Here is a 24,373-nt window from a genome sequence, read left to right as displayed (position 1 = left end):
CGTGTGGGGAGGTCTGCTGTGGGTGACTGGGACACGATTCCGGACCTGGTGCGGTGGTCGGCCGAGCGGTACGCGACCGCCGAGGCGGTGGTCGACGGCCGCAGCCGGGTCTCGTACGGGGAACTGGGTGCCCGGGTGGAACGCGCGGCGGCGGCCTGCATCGCGAGCGGGGTGGAGGTGGGCGACCGGGTTGGGGTGTGGGCCCCCAACTCCCTCGACTGGATCGTCGCGGCCCTGGGGGCGGTGTCCGCGGGCGCGGTGCTCGTACCGCTGAACACGCGCTTCAAGGGCACGGAAGCGGCGGACGTGCTGGGGAGGAGCGGGGCCCGGATGCTGTTCGTGACGGGAACGTTCCTCGGCACGTCGTACGTGGCGTCACTGCGACGGGCGGCGGGGGAAGGGCCGGGGGAGGGCCCGCTGCCGGGGCTGCCGGAACTGGACCGGGTGGTGGTCCTGTCGGAGGACGCGCCACCGGGATTCCATACGTGGAAGGACTTCCTGGCGGGCGGGGAGGGGGTCGGGAAGACGGAGGTCGGACGCCGGGCCGACAGGGTGACGGGCTCCTCCCTCTCGGACATCGTCTTCACGTCGGGCACGACGGGCCGCCCCAAGGGCGCGATGATCACGCACGGGCAGACCCTGACGGCGTACGACATCTGGGCGGACCTGGCGGGCCTGCGCTCGTCCGACCGCTACCTGATCGTGAACCCGTTCTTCCACACGTTCGGCTACAAGGCCGGCGTGATCGCCTGCCTGACGCGCGGGGCGACGATGATCCCCCAGCCGGTCTTCAACGTGGACACGGCACTGGCGAACATGGCGGCGGAGCGGGTGTCGGTGCTGCCGGGCCCCCCGACCCTCCACCAGTCCCTCCTCGACCACCCGGCGAGGGACACCCACGACCTCTCGACGCTGAGGCTCGTGGTGACCGGGGCGGCCGTCGTCCCGTTGCGCCTGGTGGAACGCCTGCGCGGTGAGCTGGGAGTGGGCACGGTCCTCACGGCCTACGGCCTCTCGGAGGCGAGCGGCATGGTGACGATGTGCCGCCGTGGCGACGACCCGTCGCTGATCGCGTCGACGTCGGGCCGGGCGATACCCGGGACGGAGGTGAAGGTGGTGGACGCGGCCGGGTCACCGGCCCCCGCAGGCACCCCGGGCGAAGTCCTGGTCCGGGGCTTCAACGTCATGCGGGGCTACTACGAGGACGAGGCGGCCACCGCGGAGGCGATCACGGAGGACGGCTGGCTGCGCACCGGCGACGTGGGCGTCCTGGACGGCGCCGGCAACCTCCGCATCACCGACCGCGTCAAGGACATGTACATAGTCGGCGGCTTCAACGCCTACCCGGCGGAAATAGAGCAACTCCTGGGCCTGCACCCGGACGTCGCGGACGTCGCGGTGATCGGCGTCCCGGACGCCCGGTTGGGCGAGGTGGGCAAGGCGTTCGTGGTCCGCCGACCGGGGTCGGTGGTGACCGGGGACGACCTGATCGCCTGGGCGCGCAGAGAGATGGCGAACTACAAGGTGCCGAGGGCTGTGGAGTTCGTCCGAGCCCTACCGAGGAACGCGAGCGGCAAGGTGCTGAAGGGGGAACTGCGCAGCCCCGGTTGAGCGGTTGCCGTGGGGCCGCCCGCTTCTTTCGCATTGTCGGGCTTCCGCGGCCCGCGTCAAGGGCGCTGCGCGTCGGCTGCGCCGATGGCCCTTCGGGCCACCCTTGACCCGGACCACTCCAGCCCGGATGAGAAGCGAGCGGGCAGCCCGAGGAAAGCGGGGCCCGGGGTAGGGCGGCCCCTCCCGTCGGCTGGGCTGTGGACCGGGATTGCGGGCGCGAGCGCACCTCGCCTGCACGCCGGGTGGGCCAAGCGGCGATCGGCGAGTGGGGGGCTCGCCTTGCACTTGAGTCCCACAAGTCCCAGCAGAAACGCATCATTCGGTGATTGGCAGGAATGGGCGCGGGGCGGACGACAAGCCGGCAGGCCACGGGGCTGGGGTGGTGCCCATTCCTGCCAATCACGCCAGGACCCCCACCTCCTTGGCGGATCTGTTCGTTCTGGGCGGTGGTCGTGGGTGGGGGGCCGGCGAGTCGGCGACCGGACGCCAACCGCCAACCGTCAGCCGCCAGAGACGCCCCACCCTTCCACCAGCCGACCGCGCGGCCCCACTCGCCGATCGCCGCCGAGCCGACCCGGCGTGCTGGCGAGGCGCGATCGCGTCCCCGACCCCGGTCCAGAGTCCAGCCGACCGGTGGGACCGCCCACCCGGGCCCCCGCTTTCCCGGGCTGCCCGCTCGCTTCTTCCACGGGCTGGAGCGAGCCGAGTCAAGGGTCGGCCGCAGGCCGATCGCCGAAGGCGACGCGAAGCGCCCTTTACTCGGGTCGTGGAAGCACGACCATCACGAAGAAGCGGGCGGCCCCACGGTCACCGCTCAACCGGCGGCCAGTGCCCCCAGGGCGGCCCGGATCTCCGCGAGCATGTAGTCGGGCCGGTAGAAGACGTCCGCGGCACTGAAGCGGAGGAGGCTGCGGATCTCCGGGCACTGGAGGAGCTGGTTGAAGCGGACGATGTCCTGGCGGTGGGCGTCGCGGGTGCCGTGGTAGGCGTAGCCCTCGATCTCCACGCCCAGCCCCTCCCTCCGGAAGAGGAAGTCGAGGTAGCGGCGCCGGCCGTTCGGGGTGCGTACCTCCGCCTGGCTGTCGGGGTGGAGCCCGGCGTCGTGCATGCGCAGGCGGGCGATCGTCTCGGCGGGTGATCCGGCGAGAGGGTCGGCCAGCCGCAGCCACTCGCGGCCCCTGGCCGCACCGAGCGAGGTTTCCGAGAGGGCGTTGGCGATCGCGTCAGCCACGATGATCGGGACGCGGCGGAGCCCGCGGACCCTCCGCTCGGAGAGGGCGGAGTCCACGGCGACGACCGCTTCGTCCCTCGGGCCGGCGCGGAGCAGGTCGGCGAGCGTACGGGCCGGGGGCGTGAGCCGCAGCCCGTGTCGTTCCCACACTTCCTGCGGGCCGAGCGGCAGCCGGTACACGCGGACGCCGCGGCCCTCACGACGGAGAGTGAGCTGCGGGTCGGTGAACTCCAGGGATGCTTCGGAGGCGCCGGTGAGGGTCTCGATCCGCCAGATCGGCGCCGCTGAGCGGTGGCTCACGACCAGCCGGGGTTCGAGGAGCTGCACCGCCCGCAGCCGGGTGAGGAGATCCACGGTCCGCCCCGGCTCGGCCCAGACGCCGTACTGGAGCTTGGTCCAGCCCTCGCTCCGTAGCGCACGTGTGAGGTCCCGTCGCGGCCAGCCGGCCGCGACGGCTCGCGAGGTGAGAAGGACGCCCCTGTCGGCCAGCGCTCGTAAGTCCCTCCGTTCCACCCGGCCAAGATCGCAGAATCCCCGGCTCGCCGCCTGGCCTGTGGATAACCGGCGGGTCAGTCCTTCAGGGAGCCGAGGAAGGTGGTCCAAGCGGGCGGGACGGAAGTGCAGCACCTGGCGTGCGGGCGGAACCCGCCGCCCGCGGCCCTGGGTTTCCGTTCCGGGCACGCCTCGGCCGCGGCAGCTCCCCTCCGCGCTGCCGCGGCCGATCCCCGTCGGGATGGAGGTCTACTTGCCGTCCAGGTCCAGGGCGGGCGGCACGGGCGAGTGGTTCTCGAGGGTCGTGATCTTCTCTTCGGCCGGCGTGGGCGACTGGTTGTCCAGCACTGTGGCCTCGGCACCGGAGGGCGGGACCGGCGAGTGGTTCTCCATCGTGGTGACTTCGGTCGGGTTCTTCTCAGGCTTGCTCACGGCAATGGCCCCCTAGGCGTGGCGAAAGAGTTGACAGATGCCTCTGTCCGGCGACTCCCCCGAGTATCGCCGGACAGAGGATCGGGCTGGAGCTCACCCCCCAGTGAGCCCCTGGGTGACCCGTCTGCCCCCCGTGGCGACGGATCGACAGGTTGAGCATGACGTGCGGTCATAAACGTTCGATGAACGTCCCTGGACAGGGGGTCATGCTGCATCAAGGGGAGTGAGCAGGCGTCGCACTTCCGAGGCCTCAGGGGTGCCCGACCGCTCAAGGAGGGTCAGAGCCTCCAGCCAACAAGCGCGGGCACGGTCTGACTGGCCCAGTGTGCTGAGGCTCTTGCCCAGGGTGTTCAGCACGCTACCTCGGATCAGGTCGCCGCCGATGAATCCGATCGCAAGCGCCTGCTCGGCGTGTTGGGCTGCCTGAGCGGGGCGCTGAGCGGCGAGGTGCAACTGCGCGATGCGGAAATGGGCGGTCCCTTCCCACAGGCGCTGCCGGTTGCTGCCGAACATCACCAGTGCCTCTGTCAGCTGAGCGAGGCCTTCCGCCAGCCGCCCGGCTCGTGTGAGGGCGACGCCTAGCGCGTAGCGGCCATTGGCCAGGCGCAAGGTGAGCCCCAGCTGCTGGAAGATTTCCACGCCGTTTTGGGCCAGGGCGATTGCGCTCTCGGTACGGTTCATGCGCTGGTGAAGCTGCGACAGGTTGCAGAGGGCGCTGGCCTCACCCGGACGATTCCCGTCCGCCCGATAGCCGTCTCGGGCGGTGGTCAGGAGGCGCTCCGCCTCCTCGTAACGGCCCTGGTTGAGGGCGATGATCCCACGGTCGGTGGAAGCCCAGCTGATGGGCGTCATGTCGCCTGCCCTGTCGGCCAGTTCGATGGCCTGCCCAGCCTCCTGGTCAGCCTCTGAGTAACGCCCGGCGACCAGGTGGACGTTGGAGAGCGCGGTGCGGGCTCGACACTCCGCACGAACGTCCCCCGCAGCCAGCGCAGCGTCCCGCAGCACCAATGCGGCGGATTCGTACTGCTTGGCGTTCGCACCCGACTCCGCCAGGTCCTTGGCGGCCCAGAGCAGATCGACGGCACGTCGCAGTCTGCCGTCCCTCGACTGTTGCTGGGCACAGGCCAGAAGGCATTGCGCCTCGGTGAACAGCCAGTCGAGGGCATCGTTCCTGTCTCTGAAATCGAGCCCTTGGTACGAGGTCGATTCCAGGTGAACGACTGTCCGGTCCCCCGGCCGCTCAATGGCATACACCCCCGCAGTCGTCGCCAGGTAAAAGTCCAGCAACCGCGACATAGCCGCATCCCGCTCGCTAGGCGGCTGCTCGTCCCTCTCCGCACAAGCACGCGCGTAGAGCCGGACCAGATCATGGAAGCGGTAGCGTCCCGGCGCCGCCGACTCCAGCAGGGACGTGTCGACCAGGGCCTCCAGCAGGTCCTCGGTCTCCTCCGTCGGGAGGTCCAGGACCGCGGCTGCCGCCGCCAGGGACATGTCCGGGCCGTCCGCCAGACCCAGGAGGCGGAAGGCGCGGGCCTGGGCCGGCTCCAGTTGGCCGTAGCCGAGTTCGAAGGTCGCCTTGACCGCCAGGTCGCCCGCCTGGAGCTCGTCCAGTCGTCGCCGCTCGTCCGCGAGCTTGGCCGCCAGTACGGACACCGTCCAGGTCCGGCGGGCCGCCAGCCGGGACGCCGCGATCCGGATCGCCAACGGCAGGAAGCCGCAAGCCGCCACCACGTCCAGCGCCGCTTCCCGCTCGGACGCCACCCTCTCCTCGCCCACGATCTTCGTGAACAGCGACAGCGCCTCGTCGGGGGACATCACATCCAGGTCGACCAGGTGCGCGCCCGCCAGGTCGACCATCCGGACGCGGGATGTCACGAGTGCCGCGCAGCCCTCGGTGCCGGGCAGCAGGGGCCGTACCTGGGCCGCGTCCCGGGCGTTGTCCAGCAGCACCAGCACCCGCCGCCCGTCCAGTACCGACCGGTACAGGGCTGCGCGCTCCTCCAGGGAGTCGGGGATGGCGGAGTCCGCCGTGCCGAGCGCCCGCAGGAACGAGCCCAGTACCGTCTCCGGTTCCGCCGCCCGTGCTCCCGCGCCCTGCAGGTCGACGTACAACTGGCCGTCGGGGAAGGCGGATCGGGCCTGGTGGGCCACGTGGACGGCGAGTGTCGTCTTGCCCACGCCTCCGATGCCGGCCAGTGCCGACACGGCCATCACCCGGCCGCCGCCCGCCGTCTCGGACGCGGAGGCCAGTACCTCGCTCAGTTCACCCACGAAGGCGTCACGGCCCGTGAAGTCGGGCACGGTCGCTGGGAGTTGCGCCGGACGTACCGGTACGACCGCCGGTTCCGCCACCGGCGCCGAGGGCTCGGCGAGCGCCGGGTCGGCCTGGAGGATGCGCTGCTGGAGTTCGCGGAGGTCCGGGCGGGGGTCCACGCCCAGTTCCTCGGCCAGCAGGCGGCGGGTGTCGGCGTACACCGCCAGCGCCTCCGCCTGGCGGCCGCTCCGGTACAGGGCGAGCATCAGCAGTTCGCGCAGCCGTTCCCGGAGCGGGTGCGCCGCCGTGAGCGCCGTCAGTTCCGACACCGCCTCGGCGTGGCAGCCCTGTTCCAGGTCCATGTCCAGGCGGGACTCCAGCAGCGACAGGCGCCATTCCTCCAGGCGGACCCGCTGCGCCTCCGCGTACGGGCCGGGCACACCGGCCAGGGCCTCGCCGTCCCACAGGCCGAGTGCCCGGTTCAGTACCTCCCGCGCATGGCACAGGTCGGCGGCGCCGCGCGCCTTCTCCGCCTCCGCCGCGAGGTCCTGAGCGACCAGCAGGTCCAGCGCGCCCTCGGCCGGCGCGCGGACCGCGTAGCCGCCGGACTCGCTCACCAGGACGCCGGGGTCGAGCACCTTGCGCAGGCGCGAGGCGTACGTGCGGACCGCCGCCAGGGCCTGCGAGGGCGGCTCGCTGCCCCACAGGGCGTCGATCAGTTCGGCGGCGGTCGCCGTGCGGCCCTCGCGCAGCAGCAGGGCGGCGAGCAGGGCGCGCTGCTGGGGGGAGCCGGTGCTGAGCGGTTCGTCGCCGCGCCAGGCGCGCACCGGACCGAGCACACTGAAGCGCAACGCCGCAGGTTCCCCCGAGGAGGAGCCGGGGCGCCGCTGCTCCGGTACTCGCGGTACACCGTCCATGCGTTGGTCCCCCTAGGCATCCCGAACAACTACGTCAGTTTGCCTTGTTCGGGGTGGATGCGTCAGCCGTGGGAGACGCCGATCACAGGCCGACTCACGGGAGTGCACAACCCCCTCACATGCTCTGCGCACAGTTCCGCACAGACCTCACCATCGAGACCCCCGGACGATCACGAAGGAGCGCGGTCCAGCGTTGCTGACGGAGCGTCAGATCAGCGCTACGGTGGCCGTCATGGACACTGACAGCGCCGCCCAGGAGACACGCCCCGAGTTCCCGCTGATCATCTCCGTCGACGACCACACCGTGGAGCCCGCGCGCGTCTGGCGGGACCGGCTCCCCGGGAAGTACCGGGACATAGGCCCTCGCATCGTCCGCGCCCCGCTGAAGGAGATGACCTTCCTCGGTGGCCGGTTCGCGCCCGTCATGGGGGCGCCGGGCGACGACGGGCCGGTCGGTGACTGGTGGGTGTACGAGGATCTGCACCGGCCCCTCACCCGTCTCGACACCGCCGTCGGCTACAGCAGGGACGAGATCAGGCTCGAGGTGATCACGTACGAGCAGATGCGGCCGGGGTCGTACGATGTGCCCGCCCGCCTCGCCGACATGGACGTCAACCATGTGCGGTCGGCCCTGTGCTTCCCCACCTTCCCGCGGTTCTGCGGGCAGACCTTCACCGAGGCGAAGGACCGTGAGCTGGGGCTGCTGTGCGTGCGGGCCTACAACGACTGGATGGTGGAGGAGTGGTGCGGGCCCGCGGCGCGGGGGCGGCTCATACCGCTCACCCTCATTCCCCTGTGGGACGCCGAGCTGGCCGCCGCCGAGGTCCGGCGGAACGCGGCCCGCGGGGTCCGGGCCGTCGCGTTCTCCGAGATACCCCCGCACCTCGGGCTGCCCTCCGTCCACACCGACGACTGGGACCCCTTCCTCGCCGCGTGCGACGAGACGGGCACGGTCGTCGCCATGCACATCGGCTCCAGTAGCCGTATGCCGTCCACCTCCGCCGACGCGCCGCCCGCCGTCGGCTCCACCATCACCTTCGCCAACTGCTGCTTCTCGATGGTCGACTGGCTGATGAGCGGCAAGTTCGAGCGGTTCCCGAACCTGAAGGTGATGTACGCGGAGGGGCAGATCGGCTGGATCCCGTACATCCTCGAGCGGGCCGATGTGGTGTGGGAGGAGAACCGCGCCTGGGGCGGGGTCGCCGACAAGGTCACCCGGCCGCCCTCCGAGCTCTTCGCCGAGCACGTCTACGGCTGCTTCTTCGACGACGCCTTCGGGCTGCGGAACCTGGACTCGATCGGTGTCGGCAACGTCCTGTACGAGACCGACTACCCGCACTCCGACTCCACCTGGCCGAAGTCCCGTGAGGTGGGCGAGGCGCAGATGGGGCACTTGGCGGCCGATGTCGTCGAGCGGATCGTACGGGGCAACGCGATCGGGCTGCTGGGGCTCACGGAGGACGGGCTGTGGCCCGGGAGCGGTGCGAAGGGTGCCGGTTAACGGCCGGGGAATTCCCGGCGCCCTCCGGGGCAACCCCGTCGCCGCCCGGCGAGTCGTACAGGGCGACGGCGTGGGGATCTTGGGGACGTTGGATCTCCCGTCTGTCACCGACCGACAGAAAACGGGAGTTGGGTTCCACATGGGCAAGCGCAGGTTTCGTTCCCGTCTCGGACTCGTGGCCGCCGTGGCCGTCGCCGGGGCCGTCGTCGGCCCGGTGAGCGCGCACGCGGCCGGCACGGAGGCCGCCGGTGCGCGGAGCGTGCGCGCCGACTTCAACGGGGACGGGTACGCGGACCTCGCCGTCGCCGCCTCCTCGGGCAAGGTCGGCGGGCACGCGCGCGCGGGCTACGTGAGTGTCGTGTACGGCTCCAAGCAGGGGCTGGACACCTCGCACCGGCAGCTCATCAGCCAGGACACGGCCGGCATACCCGGCGGCGCCGAGGCCGACGACTACTTCGGTTCCGGCCTCGCCCTCGGTGACCTGGACGGCGACGGGTACACGGACCTGGTCGTCGGGGCGGGCGGGGAGGACGTCGGGTCCGTGCAGAACGCGGGCACGCTGACGGTCGTCTGGGGCGGAAAGCAGGGGTTGTCCGGCGGGAAGGTGGTGGCCACCGGTGTCGCGGGCGACCGGATCAACGCCCGGTATCTCGCCGTGGGTGACTACAACGGTGACGGTCACCTGGACCTGGCCACGGACACCCGGCTGCTGGGCGGTCCGTTCACCCGGACCGCCGGCGCCGCGCATTCCGGCCGCGTCTCGTTCGACCTGGACTACGCCACCGACGACATCGCCGCCGGGGACGTGGACCACGACGGCATCACCGACCTCGTCGGACTCATCCACTACTACGGCGAGGACGGGGAGCCCGAGTTCCACAGCGTGGCCTACCTGCACGGCACCAGGCAGGGATTCGACGCCCCGGTCATCCTGAAGAAGGCCGGCGGCAGCCGGGTCCCCGGCGGTGCCAGTCTCGGCATCGGCGACGTGAACAAGGACGGGTACGCGGACCTGGTCATCGGGCGTCCCCTCGACGGTTCCGAGGGGGACGCGACGGACCCGGCGCTCGTGGGCGGTCAGGTCGGGGTGGTGTACGGCTCGGCCGCCGGGCCGGACATCTCCCGCACCACGACCATCGGCCAGAACACGGCCGGCGTGCCCGGCACCGCCGAGCCCGGTGACGGCTTCGGGTGGGGCGTCTCCGTGGCCGACGTCGACGGCGACGGCTACGGGGACGTCGCCGTCGGCTCCCCGAACGAGGCCATCGGCAGGGTCGCCTCGGCGGGCGCCGTGACCGTGCTGCGGGGCGGCAAGGGCGGGCTGACCGGGGCCGGTGCCGTGTCCTTCGACCAGAACACCGCGGGGGTGCCCGGCACGGCCGAGCAGAACGACTTCTTCGGCAGCCACACCGCGCTGGTCGACACCGACCACGACGGCCGCGCCGAACTGTACGCCGCCGCCCACGGTGAGAACACCTTCGACGGCGCCGTCTGGGGCTTCCGCTCCACCGGCAACGGTCCGACCGCCGCCGGGTCCTTCTCCTTCGGGCCCACCACCCTCGGTGCGCCCGTCTCCGACGCCAACTTCGGGGACGGCTTCGCCCGCTGACGCGGGCCGCACGGTTCCATGGCGGCAGCCCCCTTGTCTGACGGATCGTCAGCTACGACGATGTGCCCAGCGGTCGTCGACTGACGGTCCGTCAGCCATTGCAGAGGGGGTCATCGTGCCCGCCCCATCCGAGGAACGCCGCGAGGAACGCCCCGAACAGCGCCTCGCCTACGGCATCCAGCTCCCCGTCCAGTCCCAGAGCACCCTCTACGCGGAAGCCTGGGAGGCCGACGCGTCTCCCGCCGATCTCGTCGAGATCGCCCGCGCCGCCGACCGCGCCGGCTTCGCCTACATCGCCTGCTGCGACCACGTCGCGATCCCGCGGCGTCTCGCCCCGGCGATGAGCACGGTCTGGTACGACCCGGTCGCCACCCTCGCCCACCTCGCGGCCGTCACCGAGCGCGTCCGGCTGCTCAGCCATGTCGCGGTCGTCGGCCTACGGCACCCGCTGGTCACCGCCAAGCAGTACGCCACCCTCGACCACCTCAGCGGCGGTCGCCTGATCCTCGGGGTCGGGGCCGGGCACGTACGGGAGGAGTTCGAGGCGCTGGGGGTGGACTTCGAGCGGCGCGGCGCCCTGCTCGACGAGTCGATCGACGCGCTCCGGGCCGCCCTGGGGCCGGAGGAGTACCCCGAGCACCACGGGAAGGAATACGACTTCGAGGGGCTCGGGCAGCTGCCCAGGCCCGCCCAGCCCCGGGTTCCCCTCTGGGTGGGCGGGTCCTCGCCCGCCGCCGTGCGCCGGGCCGCCCTCAAGGGCGACGGCTGGCTGCCGCAGGGTGATCCGCGGGACCGGCTGCCCGCCCAGATCGCCCGCATCCGGGACCTGAGGAACCGCGCGGGGATCGAGGCACCGCTGACCATCGGCGCGATCACCGAGCCCCTGTACGTCGGCCGGCCCGCCTGGGACACCGGCCGCCGTACCCTCACCGGCGCTCCCGAGGCCCTCGCCGAGTCGCTCCGGGCCTACCGCGCGATGGGTGTGCAGCAGATCCAGGTGCGCTTCCGCTGCCGGAGCCGCACCGAACTCACCGACCAGATGGGCGCCTTCGGGGCCGAGGTGGCCCCCGCACTCTACTGACTCCACGTACTCCACCGACTCGACCGAGGAGAGACATGGCCAAGCTGGACGGACGCGTCGTCATCATCACCGGGGCGGCACGCGGGCAGGGCGAGCAGGAGGCGCGGCTCTTCGCGGCGGAGGGCGCGCGGGTGGTCGTATCGGACGTGCTGGACGACCAGGGGGAGGCGCTGGCCAAGGAGCTGGGGGCGCCGTACGTCCACCTCGACGTGAGCCGGGAGGAGGACTGGCAGGCCGCCCTGGCCACCGCGCGGAAGGCGTACGGGCGGGTCGACGGGCTGGTCAACAACGCGGGCATCCTGCGCTTCAACGCCCTAGTGGACACCCCGCTGGAGGAGTTCATGCAGGTGGTGCAGGTGAACCAGGTCGGCTGTTTCCTCGGGATGAAGGTGGTCGCGCCGGCGATGGCCGAGGGCGGGACGATCGTCAACACCGCCTCCTACACCGCGCTGACCGGTATGGCGGCCGTGGGCACGTACACCGCCACCAAGCACGCGGTCCTCGGGCTCACCCGGGTCGCCGCCCTGGAGCTGGCGCAGCGGAGGATACGCGTCAACGCCATCTGCCCGGGCGCCATCGACACCCCGATGTCCAACCCGGCCCGCCTCGACCCGGACGCCGACCCCGAGGAGACCACCCGCGCCCTGGACGAGCTCTACCGCAAGCTCGTACCGCTGGGCCGGGTCGGACGGCCGGAGGAGGTGGCCCGGCTGGCGCTCTTCCTCACCTCCGACGACTCCTCCTACATCACCGGGCAGCCGTTCGTGATCGACGGGGGGTGGCTCGCGGGAGTGACCGTCATCTGACGCCGTCACCCGCACATTTGACCTGACGAGCCGTCAGCTATTGACGGTGCATGCGGGCGGTGCAACAGTCGGGCGGCAGACAATCTGACGGTCCGTCAGTAACCGTAGGGACGGTGATCCGCCTTGGAATTCGGGCTCTTTGTACAGGGATACGTGGGCAAGCGAGCCGAGACCGACCCGCTGGCCGAGCACAAGGCACTGATGGAGGAGACCGAGTACGTCATCCAGGCGGACAAGTCCGGCTTCAAGTACGCCTGGGCGTCCGAGCACCACTTCCTGGAGGAGTACTCCCACCTCTCCGCCAACGACGTCTTCCTCGGCTACCTCGCCCACGCCACCGAACGCATCCACCTCGGCTCCGGCATCTTCAACCCCCTCGCGCAGGTCAACCACCCGGTGAAGGTGGCCGAGAAGGTCGCCATGCTCGACCACCTCAGCGAGGGCCGCTTCGAGTTCGGCAGCGGGCGCGGCGCCGGCTCCCACGAGATCCTCGGCTTCCTCCCCGGCATCACCGACATGAACTACACGAAGGAGATCTGGGAGGAGACCATCGCCGAGTTCCCCAAGATGTGGCTCCAGGACGAGTACGTGGGCTTCCAGGGCAAGCACTGGCAGCTGCCCCCGCGCAAGGTCCTGCCCAAGCCGTACGGGAAGTCGCATCCGGCGATGTGGTACGCGGCCGGGTCCCCGCCCTCGTACGGCATGGCCGCGAAGAAGGGGCTCGGGGTGCTGGGCTTCAGCATCCAGAAGGTCTCCGACATGGAATGGGTGCTGGAGCAGTACAAGACGGCGGTCGTGAACGCGGAACCCGTCGGGGACTTCGTCAACGACAACGTGATGGTGACGACGACCGCGATCTGCGCGCCCACGCACGACGAGGCCATCCGCATCGCGGCCGCCGGCGGCCTGCACTACCTGCCCTCCCTCGTCTTCCGCTACCACGACACCTTCCCGCGCCCGGAGGGCTTCCCGGAGTGGCCGGAGACCCTCCCCGAGTACACCCCCGAGTTCGTCGAACTCCTCGTCGAGGAGGAGCTGCTCATCTGCGGCGACCCCGACGAGGTGCTCCGCCAGTGCAAGCGGTGGGAGCAGGCGGGCGCCGACCAGCTGAGCTTCGGACTGCCGGTCGGGGTGCCCAAGGAGGAGACGCTGCAGACGATCCGGCTGATCGGCGAGCACGTCATCCCCAAGATCGACACGGACCCGGTCCACCGGACCACCCGGTTCCGGGAAGCGGCGTAAGGGGGGACCGTGCTGGATCACGTCATCAAGGGGGCGACCGTCGTCGACGGGACGGGCGCCCCCGCCCGCACCGCCGACGTGGGGCTGCGGGACGGCCGGATCGCCGCCGTCGGACAGATCACCGAGGGAGCCCGGACCACCGAGGACGCGCACGGCCTCGTCCTCGCCCCCGGCTTCGTCGACCCGCACACCCACTACGACGCCCAGCTCTTCTGGGACCCGTACGCCACCCCCTCGCTCAACCACGGCGTGACCACGGTCGCCGCCGGCAACTGCGGCTTCACCCTGGCCCCCCTGAACCCCGACCGGCCCGAGGACGCCGACTACACCCGCCGGATGATGTCCAAGGTGGAGGGCATGTCCCTGGTCGCCCTGGAGGAAGGGGCGCCCTGGAACTGGCACACCTTCGGCGAGTACCTGGACGCCCTGGAGGGCCGGATCGCCGTCAACGCGGGCTTCATGGTGGGGCACTGCGCGCTCCGCCGGCACGTGATGGGCCCGGACGCGGTCGGCGGGCAGCCCACACCGGAGCAGCTGAAGCGGATGCTGCGCCTCTTCCACGAGGCGATGGAGGCGGGCGCCTGGGGCCTGTCCACCACCCAGTCGTCCACCCACTCCGACGGCGACGGCCGCCCGGTCGCCTCCCGCCACGCCCGCCCCGAGGAACTGCTAGCCCTCGCCCGGGCCGTCGGCGAGCACGAGGGCACCCAGATCGAGGCGATCGTCGCGGGCTGCCTCGACCAGTTCAGCGACGCCGAGATCGACCTGTTCGTCGAGATGAGCGCGACCGCCGGACGCCCCCTGAACTGGAACGTCCTCACGGTGGACGCGTCGGTCCCCGAACGCGTGCCCCGGCAGCTGTCGGCGAGTGAACGGGCCCGCGAGGCCGGCGGCCGGGTCGTGGCGCTCACCATGCCGATCCTCACCCCGATGAACATGTCGCTGGGCACCTTCTGCGCGCTGAACCTGATCCCCGGCTGGGGCGACATCCTCGGCCTGCCCGTCCCCGAGCGCATCGCCCGTCTGCGCGACCCGGACGTCCGGGCCGAGATGCTGCGCCGCGCCGACTCCAAGGAGGCGGGCGTCTTCCGGCGGCTGGCGAACTTCGGGCGGTACGTCATCGGGGACACCTACAGCGACGCCAACCGCGGACTGACCGGCCGCGTCGTCCGGGACATCGCCGAGGAACGCGGCCAGGACCCCTTCGCCTGCCTCGTCGACATCTGCGCCGCCGACGACCTGCGTACGGTCCTGTGGCCCATGCCGACCGACAACGACCCGGCGTCCTGGGCCCTCCGCGCGGAGACCTGGCAGCACGAGGACGTCCTGCTCGGCGGCTCCGACGCGGGCGCCCACCTGGACCGCATGTGCGGGGCGCCGTACACCACCCGGTTCCTCGGGGACTGCCTGCGCGGCCGGAAACTGGTCGGTCTCGAGCAGGCGGTGAAGATGCTCACCGACGACCCGGCACGCCTCTTCGGCCTGCGCGAGCGGGGCCGGATCCGGGAGGGCTGGCATGCCGACCTCGTCCTGTTCGACCCGCAGCGGATCGACGCGGGCCGGGCCACCCTGGTGCACGACCTGCCGGGTGACAGCCCACGGCTGGACTCCAAGGCCATCGGGATACGGTCCGTCCGGGTCAACGGGGTCGAGGCGATCCGGGACGACGTGGTGACCGGGGCGGTACCGGGACGGGTGCTGCGCTCGGGGCGGGACACCCGGACGGTGAGCACCAAGTGAGCGAAGGGCAGCGGCTGTTCGTCGGCGGTGCGTGGGTGGAACCGGACGCCGGCCACTACGCGGTGACCGACCCGGCGACCGAGGAGAGCGTCGGCCTGGCCCCGGAGGCCACCCGGGACCAAGCACAGGCGGCCTGCGCCGCGGCCCGCGAGGCCTTCGGCCCCTGGTCCCGCACCCCGCCCGAGGAACGGGCGGCGGTCCTGGCCCGGGCCGCCGACCACATCCGCGCCCACCTGGCGCCCTACGCCGACCTCGCCCGCGCGGAGACCGGCGCCACCACCGGCACCGCCCGCGCCATGCAGGTCGGGGTCGCCGCGGCCCGCTTCCACCGCTACGCCCGGGTGGAACCCGCCGAGTGGGCGATCCCGCCCCAGATCAACGAGGCGGGGCCGATGGGCAAGGCGGGTGTGATGGGCGCGCTGGCCGTGCGCCAGCCGGTCGGCGTCGTCACCTGCGTGACGTCCTACAACAACCCGTGGGCCAACCCGGCCGGCAAGGTCGCCCCGGCGCTCGCCATGGGCAACACGGTCGTGGTGAAACCCGCCCCGCAGGACCCGCTGTCCGTCTACCGCATGGCCGAGGCCCTGGAAGCCGCCGGGGCGCCGCCCGGCGTGGTGAACGTCGTCTCCGGACGCGAAGTGGCCGTCGGCGAGGCGGTCGTGGCCTCACCCGACGTCGACATGGTGAGCTTCACCGGCTCCACGGCGGTCGGGCAGCGCATCGCCGAGGTGTGCGGGCGGGACATGAAACGGCAGCTGATGGAACTCGGCGGGAAGGGCGCGGCGGTCGTCTTCGACGACGCGGACATCGCGTCGGCGGTGGCGGGCATCGGCACCACCTTCTCCTTCTACAGCGGGCAGATCTGCACGGCACCGACGCGGGTGCTGGCGCAGCGGCGGGTGTACGGCCATCTTGTGGACGGACTGGCCGCGTACGCACGGCGGTTGAAGGTGGGGAGCCCGTGCGAGCCGGACACGGTGGTGGGCCCCGTGATCTCCGCGGCACACCGCGACCGTGTGGAGTCGTACGTGGAACTCGCCCGCAAGGAAGGCGCGACGGTGGTCACGGGCGGCGAACGCCCGCCGCTGGACCGGGGCTTCTACGTCGCCCCGACCGTCCTCGCCGACTGCACCAACGACATGCGGACGGTCCGCGAGGAGATCTTCGGGCCGGTGGTGTCGGTCGTGCCCTTCGACGACGAGGAGGAGGCCGTGGCCCTCGCCAACGACTCCGACTACGGCCTCATCGACTACGTCTGGTCCGGCGACGTGGCCCGCGCCTTCCGGGTGGCCCGGCGGCTGCGGGCCGGCGGGGTCGGGATCAACACCGTCGGCCGCAACATGGAGGCCCCGTTCGGGGGGGTCAAGAAGAGCGGGGTCGGCCGGGACGTGGGGGTGTACGCCCTGCACGCCTACAGCGAGGTGCAGGCGATCGTCTGGCCGGGGTGAGATGTCGACCGGGACTTGCCCTTTTGGGAGCTCAAGGAGTTCCGTACGGGCAGAAATCGGCCAACCGGTCCCGGAGCCGGTGGCGGAGCCGTAACGTCCGGGGCACGAGGGCAGACGGCCGGTTTCCGGTTCGGCCAACGTCCGGCCGCTCCCTTGCTCGAACACGGACGACATCCTTCGGAGACCACTCCATGCAGCTCGCCAAGAGACTCGCCCTGACCACCACGGTGATCGTCGCCGGAGCCGCCGGCACCCTGCTGAACACGAGCGTCGGCAACGCCGCGGCCCCGCAGCACACCCCCCTGCCGGCCGTCCACGCACCCGCCGCGCTGAAGGTGCCCGCCGGCAACAAGCTGACCGCGGTCTTCTCGGCCCGCGGCGTGCAGACCTACACGTGCACCGACGGCGCCTGGAAGTTCCTGGAGCCCGGCGCCGTCCTCTCCGACCGCGCCCACCGTCCGGTCGCCCTGCACTCCCGTGGTCCCGTGTGGGTGTCCACGGTCGACGGCAGCGCCGTCAACGCCTCGTCGGTCGCGTCGTCCCCCAAGGACGGCACCATCCCCGAGCTGCTCCTCAAGGCCACCGCCACGCGGGGCACCGGGGTGTTCGGGGACGTCACCTACGTCCAGCGCCTGAACACGACGGGCGGTGTGGCGCCGACCGACGCCTGCACCGGTACGGAGCAGGTGGGGGTGCGGTACACCGCGACGTACGCGTTCTACAAGGCGGCCGAGTGACGCTCAGCCCGTGAAATCGACCCGGATCGTCAGCAGCTGAGTCCCCAGCATCCTGACGGCCGCGCTGTTGCCCCTCGGCAGGGCGCGCAGCCTGGCGACCGGGTCGTCGTCCGGCAGCAGGTGGGCGGTGCCGTGGTGCCACCGCCCACCGATCCGCACCCGCACCCGCGGATCGGCCTGGATGTTCCGCACGTACTGCGATCTCTCCCCGAACTCCGACACCAGCCAGAAGGAGTCCCCGACCCGGCGACCCCCGACCGGGGTCCGCCGGGGCAGGCCGGAGACGCGGCCGGTGGTCTCCAGGAGGGTCTGGAGGGGCAGGCGGCGCGTCACCGGGTTGGCGAGGTGGCGCTGAAAGGCGGTGGCGGCGCGGAAACGGAGGTCGGCGAGGCGGGACATCTTCCGTGGGGCTCCCTTTGCTAGGCGTGACCGGGAGGTGCTTTCCCCACGCTAGAGCCCGGCATCAACCGGCGTTGCACCTACCCGCCCCACCGCCCCAGGAAGATCGGGTTCGTCAGCGCGGCCAGCGCCCCCGGTACCGGTCCCGCCGCCGTCTCGTGGCGCAGCTCGGCCCGGACGTACGCCGCGTAGGCCGGGGTCGTGCGCCATTCCACGACCCCCGAGCCCGAGACCGGGAGCGGGTCGCTGGTCAGCAGGACGCCCTGGTCGGTGATGATCCGGGCCGTGCAGCGCGGGGCGCCCGAGACCTCCAGGCGGACCGTCACGGGGGTGTCCGCGGCGGACTCCAGCCGTTCACCGATGCCCGCGTGCCGGCCCCGGTCGTCCGACACCGTGAAGGTCAGGGAGATGTTCTTGGACTCCGCGATGTACGAGCGGCCCGCGCGGATCCCCTCCTGGACGGCCTCCCGGGTCAGGTCGTCGGCCAGGACGACGGTCTGGGGGCTGCCGACCACGTCCGGGTCGCGGTGGGCGTCGCTGTTGCCCATCGCCGGGAGCCATGTCCGGCCGCCTTCCCGCCCTTCCCGTGCGTAGGCGACGAGCAGGTTGTCCCAGTCGGCCAGGGTGACCTCGTCGTCCGGTGTGTAGGGGCCGTTCCACACCTCCACGGCGTCCGCCTCGCCGAAGCCAAACTTCCAGCCGCAGCCGACGCAGGTGGCGTGCGGGTGGGCGGGGACCACCAGGCCGCCGGCCCGGCGGATCTGCCTCGCGAAACGGCCGAAGCGGTCGTCCCGCGCCCGGTAGCGCCAGTCGACGAACGTGCCGGGGTCGGTGCCCAGGGCCACCACGTGGCCGTTCCGCGTCGTGATCTCCTCGCCGAGCATGACCAGCAGGTCGTCCCCGGCGACGTCCGCCCAGTGGGCGTGGGAGGAGTGCGTGTTGTGGTCCGAGGTGTTGATGAAGTCCAGGCCCGCCGCCCGGGCGAGGGCCGCGATCTCGGCCGGGGTGCGGCGGCCGTCGGAGTGCCAGGAGTGCAGGTGGCAGTCGCCCCGGTACCAGGCCCGGCCCCGGCCCCTGGCCCGGGAGGGAGGGTACGTCGGCGGAACCGCTGTCCCCGGCTCGCCATAGGTCAGCGTGATCGTCAGCTCGTACGTCAGGCCCTGCGGTGCCACCGTGTAGGGGCCGAGGGCGATGTGCCAGGTGCCGTCCCGCACCGGTCCGGGGATGTAGCCAGGCGTGGCGTCGTCCGCGCGGATGAAGAACTCGGTGCGCGCCCCGCCCGACCAGCCCCTGAAGCCCCGGCCGCCGAGTTCGGTGCCGTGCTGGTCGAAGATGCCGATGTCGAGGGCGTTGCCCTGGGTGCCGGCCGGGACGGGCGGCTTGTCGTAGGTGTAGGAGACCTTGAGCTCCCGCACCCCCGGGGGCACCTCGACGGGTACGTACACGTAGTCCGGGGAGCCGGGCGGCAGTGTGCCGCGTACCGTCCGGGTCTCCTGGCCCTGCTCGTCCGCGGCGGCGAAGCTCACGCTTCCCAACGTAAGCGCGGCCGCCGCTCCCGTCACCAACAGGGCACGTCTTCCGATGCCGTGCGCGTCTTCACACATGGGGTCACCGTCCGGTATGGGCGTGAACTCGCCTCATATGCAAGGGAATCGCGAGCTGACAGCTTGTCATGCACGTGATGCTGAGTGAATGTGCCGACCAGTCGGTATGGACACCGCGCCTCCACCTCGGTACACCTGGGACATGCGTATCGCCGTCACGATCTTCCTCACCGACGAGACCGTAACGCCCGTCCGACTCGCCCGTGAGCTGGAGCAGCGTGGGTTCGCCGGGCTGTATCTGCCCGAGCACACCCACATCCCCGTCGAGCGGACCACTCCGTACCCGGCCGGCGGCGAGCTGCCGCGCGAGTACGGCCGCACCCTCGACCCCTTCGTCGCGCTGGGACAGGCGGCGGCGGTGACCGAGCGGCTGGGGCTCGGTACCGGGATCACGCTCGTCGCCCAGCACGATCCGATCGGCCTCGCCAAGCAGATCGCCACCCTGGACCACCTGTCCGGCGGCCGGTTCACCCTCGGCGTCGGCTTCGGCTGGAACGTCGAGGAGGCCGCCGACCACGGGGTGGAGTGGGGTACGCGGCGGGAGCTGGTCCGGGACCGGATGGCGCTGATGCGGGCACTGTGGGCTCAGGAGCCGGCCGGGTACGAGGGGGAGTTCGGCGGCGTGCGGGCCAGCCACGCCCACCCCAAGCCCGTGCGGAAACCGCGCGGCCCGGTCGTCGGGCCCCGGACACTCGTCGGCGGGGCCGCCGGGCCCAAGCTGTTCGCGCACATCGCGGAGTACGCGGACGGGTGGCTGCCGATCGGCGGGCGCGGGCTGACCGGGACCCTGCCGGTGCTGCGCGCCGCCTGGGCGGACGCGGGCCGCGACCCGGCCGCCCTGCAGGTCGTGCCGTACGCCGTGCAGCCGAGCCCGGGCAAGCTCGCGCACTACGCCGAGCTCGGGATCGAGGAGGTCGTGGTGCAGTTGCCGTCGGTGGGAGAGGCTGAGGTACTGCGCGCGCTCGACGCGATCCAACCGTAAGATGTCGGGTCGGGTTCACATCGGACCGGCGCCTGACCCTCGCCGGTCGAAGGGTGCGGCCCGTTCGTCCTGCCGTGGCGCATCGCCCGGCAGGCAGGGGAGCGCGGTAGGGGGACACTTCACATGGGCACGGTCGCGTCATGAGGCTCTACTGGCTGGTGCGCCTCGTCCTGCGCATCAACGAGTTCGGTTACAGCAAGGGCCCGCTGCTCGGCACGGTCGGCACGGTCGCCGTGCTGCTCGGCGCCCTGCTGGCCGGTTCCGCGCTGCGCCGCCACACACCGGCCGACATGATCGCCGGCGGCCTCGTGTGCGCCGTCGGTATCGGCTGGCTCGCCCTCCACTGAGCGCGGCGGCGGGGAGCGCGGGGACGGCCCGACCGCCCTGATCACCGCACTCGTATGCTCGAAGGATGACGACTTCCGCGACCCCCGGAACCGGCCCGACCGAGAACTCCATGCGTCGCGCTCTCAAACGCGCCCGCGAGGGAGTCGCCCTGGACGTCTCCGAGGCGACGGTCCTGCTCCAGGCGCGTGGCGCGGACCTCGAGGACCTCACCGCGTCCGCCGCCCGGGTGCGGGACGCGGGCCTCGAGGCGGCGGGCCGGCCCGGTGTCATCACGTACTCGAAGAGCGTCTTCATCCCCCTCACCCGGCTGTGCCGGGACAAGTGCCACTACTGCACCTTCGTCACCGTGCCCGGCAAGCTGCGCCGGGCCGGTCACGGCATGTTCATGTCCCCCGATGAGGTGCTCGACATCGCCCGCAAGGGCGCCGCCCTCGGCTGCAAGGAAGCCCTGATCACCCTCGGCGACAAGCCCGAGGACCGCTGGCCGGAGGCGCGCGAGTGGCTCGACGCGCACGGCTACGACGACACGATCGCCTACGTCCGTGCCATCTCCATCCGCATCCTGGAGGAGACCGGCCTGCTGCCCCACCTCAACCCCGGCGTCATGTCGTGGACGGACTTCCAGCGCCTGAAGCCGGTCGCCCCGTCCATGGGCATGATGCTGGAGACGACCGCGACCCGGCTGTGGTCCGAGCCCGGCGGCCCGCACCACGGCTCCCCGGACAAGGAACCGGCCGTACGGCTGCGGGTCCTGGAGGACGCGGGCCGCTCCTCCGTCCCCTTCACCTCGGGCATCCTGATCGGCATCGGCGAGACGTACGAGGAGCGGGCCGAGTCCCTGTTCGCACTGCGGAAGGTGTCCAGGGCCTACCACGGCATCCAGGAACTGATCATCCAGAACTTCCGCGCCAAGCCGGACACGGCGATGCGCGGCATGCCGGACGCCGAACTGGACGACCTCGTCGCCACGGTGGCCGTCGCCCGGCACCTGCTCGGCCCCTCCGCCTGCCTGCAGGCCCCGCCGAACCTCGTCGACTCGGAGTACGAGCGGCTCATCGGCGCCGGCATCGACGACTGGGGCGGGGTGTCGCCCCTCACCATCGACCACGTCAACCCCGAACGCCCCTGGCCGCAGATCGAGGAACTGGCGGAGAAGTCCGCGGCGGCCGGCTTCGAGCTGCGCGAACGTCTCTGCGCGTACCCGGAGTTCGTCAAGCGCGGCGAGCCCTGGCTGGACCCGCGGCTGCTGCCGCACGTGCGGGCGCTGGCGGATCCGGAGACGGGGCTGGCGCGTCCCGACGCCGTGGTCGAGGGACACCCGTGGCAGGAGCCGGAGGAGGCCTTCGTCGCGTCCGGCCGCACGGACCTGCACGCGTCGATCGACACCGAGGGCCGCACGTCCGACCGGCGTGACGACTTCGACGAGGTGTACGGCGACTGGGCCGCCCTGCGCGAGGCCGCCGCACCCGGGATGGCGCCGGAGCGCATCGACACGGACGTACGCGAGGCCCTGCGCACGGCGGCCGACGACCCGACGCGGCTCACCGACGAGGAGGCCCTCTCCCTGCTGCACGCGGACGGCCCCGCGCTGGACGCGCTCACCCGGATCGCCGACGACGTGCGCAGGTCGGCGGTCGGTGACGACGTCACCTACATCGTCACCCGCAACATCAACTTCACCAACGTCTGCTACACCGGCTGCCGTTTCTGCGCCTTCGCGCAGCGCCGCACGGACGCCGACGCCTACACCCTCTCCCTGGAGCAGGTCGCCGACCGCGCCCAGCAGGCCTGGGAGGTCGGCGCGGTGGAGGTGTGCATGCAGGGCGGCATCCACCCCGACCTGCCGGGCACGGCGTACTTCGACATCGCGAAGGCGGTGAAGTCCCGCGTCCCCGGCATGCACGTGCACGCCTTCTCCCCGATGGAGGTCGTCAACGGCGCCACCCGCACCGGGATGTCGATCCGCGAGTGGCTGACGGCGGCCAAGGAGGCGGGCCTGGACTCCATCCCGGGCACGGCGGCGGAGATCCTCGACGACGAGGTCCGCTGGGTGCTCACCAAGGGCAAGCTGCCCACGGCCACCTGGATCGAGGTGGTCACCACAGCCCACGAGCTCGGCATCCGCTCCTCGTCGACGATGATGTACGGCCACGTGGACCAGCCCCGCCACTGGCTGGGCCACCTGCGCACGCTCGCCCGCATCCAGCAACGGACGGGCGGCTTCACGGAGTTCGTCACCCTCCCGTTCATCCACACCAACGCACCGGTGTACCTGGCGGGCATCGCGCGTCCGGGCCCGACCACGAGGGACAACAGGGCGGTCACGGCGATGGCCCGCCTCCTCCTCCACCCCTGGATCCCCAACATCCAGACCAGCTGGGTGAAACTCGGCACCGAGGGCGCCGCGGAGATGCTCCGCTCCGGCGCGAACGACCTGGGCGGCACCCTGATGGAGGAGACCATCTCCCGCATGGCGGGCTCCTCCTACGGCTCCTACAAATCGGTACGCGACCTGATCGCCGTGGCCGAAACCGCCGGCCGCCCGGCCAGGCCCCGCACGACCCTGTACGGGGAGGTACCGGAGGAACGGCAGCACGCGGCGACGGCTTCGGACGGGCATCTGCCGGAGTTGCTGCCGGTGTTGGAGTGACCACTGACACGCGACCCGCGGTGCGGGCCGCGTGTCGGAGGACTGTCGGAGGGCTGTCGGTCGTTGTCGGCGGCCCGTCGGTGGCGGGTGGCACTTTTCGGGGTGAAGGCCGGCCGGAGTTCGCCGGGCGGCCCGATCCCGAGGAGCCATCATGCACACTCCAGTCACGATCATCGGCGCCGGACTCGGCGGACTCACGCTGGCCCGCGTCCTGCACGTCCACGGCATCCCGGCCACCGTGTACGAGGCCGAAGCCTCCCCGGCGGCTCGCACGCAGGGCGGGATGCTCGACATCCACGACTACAACGGGCAGCTCGCCCTCGAGGCGGCCGGTCTGATGGACGAGTTCCGCGCCATCGTCCTGGAGGGCCGCCAGGCGATGCGGATCCTCGACCCGGACGGGACCGTCCTGTTCGAAGAGGCCGACGACGGCACGGGCGGACGCCCCGAGGCGATGCGCGGCGAGCTGCGGCGGATCCTGCTCGACTCGCTCCCGGCCGGCACCGTCCGCTGGGGACACAAGGTGAGCAGCGCCCGTGCCCTCGGCGAGGGCCGCCACGAGGTGACCTTCGCCGACGGCGGCACCGTCGAGACCGGTCTGCTGGTCGGCGCGGACGGCGCCTGGTCACGGGTGCGGCCGTTGCTCACCGACGCCGTACCCGAGTACGTCGGCACGTCGATCGTCGAGACCTACCTGTTCGACGCCGACACCCGGCACCCGGCCACCGCCAAGGCGGTCGGCGGCGGTTCGATGATGGCGCCCACGCCGGGCAGGGAGATCTTCGCCCACCGGGAGAGCGGCGACACCCTGCACGCCTACGTGGCGCTGTCCAGGCCGCTGGAGTGGTTCGCCGCCGTCGGCTTCACCGATGCGGTCGCGGCGACCGCCCGGATCGCGGCGGAGTTCGACGGCTGGGCGCCGGAGCTCACCGCGCTGATCACCGACGCCGACACCGCGCCGGTCCTGCGCCGCCTCCACTCCCTGCCGGCCGGGCACCGGTGGGACCGGGTGCCGGGGGTGACCCTGCTCGGCGACGCCGCCCACGTGCAGCCTCCGAACGGCGAGGGCGCCAACCTGGCCATGCTCGACGGCGCGGAACTCGGCCGGGCCCTCGCCGCGCACCCCGACGACACCGAGGCCGCGCTCGCCGCGTACGAGCAGGCCATGTTCTCCCGCAGCGCCGAGGTCGCCGCTCTCGAAGACGGCGGGGGCTACCGGATCGACTCCGAACACAACACAGCCCACGACCTGATCAAGTTGTTCACCGGGAAGGGTGAATGAGCCACTC

Annotated in this window: 18 protein-coding genes; 13 read left to right on the top strand and 5 right to left on the bottom strand. The window is 71.8% G+C overall.

Annotated features, from left to right (window positions below):
* Positions 1-18: 18 nt before the first annotated feature.
* On the top strand, positions 19-1,611 hold the full coding sequence (locus ACWC21_RS10980) for a FadD3 family acyl-CoA ligase (RefSeq protein ID WP_450880355.1): 1,593 nt from the start codon (positions 19-21) through the stop codon (positions 1,609-1,611).
* Positions 1,612-2,425: 814 nt separating this feature from the next.
* Here the strand turns inward: ACWC21_RS10980 and ACWC21_RS10975 are convergent.
* The 3 genes from ACWC21_RS10975 to ACWC21_RS10965 form a co-directional block, all read right to left on the bottom strand.
* Positions 2,426-3,355: a hypothetical protein gene (locus ACWC21_RS10975; protein ID WP_450880353.1), complete on the bottom strand. Its 930-nt coding sequence runs from the start codon at positions 3,353-3,355 to the stop codon at positions 2,426-2,428.
* 228 nt (positions 3,356-3,583) lie between these two features.
* Positions 3,584-3,766 (bottom strand): hypothetical protein, encoded by a 183-nt coding sequence (locus tag ACWC21_RS10970; RefSeq protein ID WP_450880351.1) that lies wholly within the window; start codon positions 3,764-3,766, stop codon positions 3,584-3,586.
* Positions 3,767-3,970: 204 nt separating this feature from the next.
* Positions 3,971-6,937, bottom strand: coding sequence for an AfsR/SARP family transcriptional regulator (locus ACWC21_RS10965; protein WP_450880349.1), 2,967 nt, complete (start codon positions 6,935-6,937; stop codon positions 3,971-3,973).
* Between the two features lie 232 nt (positions 6,938-7,169).
* Between ACWC21_RS10965 and ACWC21_RS10960 the strand changes: the two genes are divergently transcribed.
* The 8 genes from ACWC21_RS10960 to ACWC21_RS10925 all read left to right on the top strand — a co-directional run bounded on the left by ACWC21_RS10960 (position 7,170) and on the right by ACWC21_RS10925 (position 17,101).
* Positions 7,170-8,438: an amidohydrolase family protein gene (locus tag ACWC21_RS10960; protein WP_450880347.1), complete on the top strand. Its 1,269-nt coding sequence runs from the start codon at positions 7,170-7,172 to the stop codon at positions 8,436-8,438.
* Positions 8,439-8,577: 139 nt separating this feature from the next.
* Positions 8,578-10,047 (top strand): FG-GAP repeat protein, encoded by a 1,470-nt coding sequence (locus tag ACWC21_RS10955; protein ID WP_450880345.1) that lies wholly within the window; start codon positions 8,578-8,580, stop codon positions 10,045-10,047.
* Between the two features lie 115 nt (positions 10,048-10,162).
* Positions 10,163-11,128, top strand: a complete 966-nt coding sequence (locus ACWC21_RS10950; RefSeq protein ID WP_450880343.1) for an LLM class F420-dependent oxidoreductase — start codon at positions 10,163-10,165, stop codon at positions 11,126-11,128.
* A gap of 35 nt (positions 11,129-11,163) precedes the next feature.
* Complete coding sequence (locus ACWC21_RS10945; protein WP_450880341.1) at positions 11,164-11,934, top strand: SDR family NAD(P)-dependent oxidoreductase; 771 nt, start codon at positions 11,164-11,166, stop codon at positions 11,932-11,934.
* 123 nt (positions 11,935-12,057) lie between these two features.
* A complete protein-coding gene (locus ACWC21_RS10940; RefSeq protein ID WP_450880339.1) occupies positions 12,058-13,176 on the top strand; it encodes an LLM class flavin-dependent oxidoreductase in 1,119 nt (372 codons plus the stop codon).
* A 9-nt stretch (positions 13,177-13,185) separates the two neighbouring features.
* A complete protein-coding gene (locus ACWC21_RS10935) occupies positions 13,186-14,916 on the top strand; it encodes an N-acyl-D-amino-acid deacylase family protein (protein ID WP_450880338.1) in 1,731 nt (576 codons plus the stop codon).
* Positions 14,913-16,364 carry an aldehyde dehydrogenase family protein gene (locus ACWC21_RS10930; RefSeq protein WP_450880336.1) on the top strand — a complete coding sequence of 484 codons (1,452 nt, stop codon included), beginning with the start codon at positions 14,913-14,915 and terminating at the stop codon, positions 16,362-16,364. Before ACWC21_RS10935 ends, ACWC21_RS10930 begins: the two co-directional genes overlap by 4 nt.
* Before the next feature lie 191 nt (positions 16,365-16,555).
* Complete coding sequence (locus ACWC21_RS10925) at positions 16,556-17,101, top strand: DUF3455 domain-containing protein (RefSeq protein ID WP_450880334.1); 546 nt, start codon at positions 16,556-16,558, stop codon at positions 17,099-17,101.
* Positions 17,102-17,104: 3 nt separating this feature from the next.
* On the opposite strand, the gene ACWC21_RS10920 is transcribed toward ACWC21_RS10925, so the two are convergent.
* Together ACWC21_RS10920 and ACWC21_RS10915 are read right to left on the bottom strand one after the other, a co-directional pair.
* A complete protein-coding gene (locus ACWC21_RS10920; RefSeq protein ID WP_450880332.1) occupies positions 17,105-17,500 on the bottom strand; it encodes a nitroreductase family deazaflavin-dependent oxidoreductase in 396 nt (131 codons plus the stop codon).
* 80 nt (positions 17,501-17,580) lie between these two features.
* Entirely contained in the window at positions 17,581-19,104 is a 1,524-nt protein-coding gene (locus ACWC21_RS10915) for a CehA/McbA family metallohydrolase (protein WP_450880330.1), read from the bottom strand.
* Between the two features lie 142 nt (positions 19,105-19,246).
* Here ACWC21_RS10915 and ACWC21_RS10910 point away from each other — a divergent pair, with 142 nt between their 5' ends.
* From ACWC21_RS10910 to ACWC21_RS10895, 4 genes are all read left to right on the top strand, one after another.
* Positions 19,247-20,086 (top strand): LLM class F420-dependent oxidoreductase, encoded by an 840-nt coding sequence (locus ACWC21_RS10910; protein WP_450880328.1) that lies wholly within the window; start codon positions 19,247-19,249, stop codon positions 20,084-20,086.
* 140 nt (positions 20,087-20,226) lie between these two features.
* Positions 20,227-20,433 (top strand): hypothetical protein, encoded by a 207-nt coding sequence (locus ACWC21_RS10905; protein ID WP_450880326.1) that lies wholly within the window; start codon positions 20,227-20,229, stop codon positions 20,431-20,433.
* Between the two features lie 65 nt (positions 20,434-20,498).
* On the top strand, positions 20,499-23,084 hold the full coding sequence (locus ACWC21_RS10900; RefSeq protein WP_450880324.1) for a bifunctional FO biosynthesis protein CofGH: 2,586 nt from the start codon (positions 20,499-20,501) through the stop codon (positions 23,082-23,084).
* Positions 23,085-23,235: 151 nt separating this feature from the next.
* Positions 23,236-24,366, top strand: a complete 1,131-nt coding sequence (locus tag ACWC21_RS10895) for an FAD-dependent oxidoreductase (protein ID WP_450880322.1) — start codon at positions 23,236-23,238, stop codon at positions 24,364-24,366.
* Positions 24,367-24,373: the final 7 nt, after the last annotated feature.

It is taken from the genome of Streptomyces sp. NPDC001348, assembly GCF_053597535.1.
Note: the sequence above shows the minus strand (reverse complement) of the source record. Positions and strands in the feature narration are given on the sequence as shown.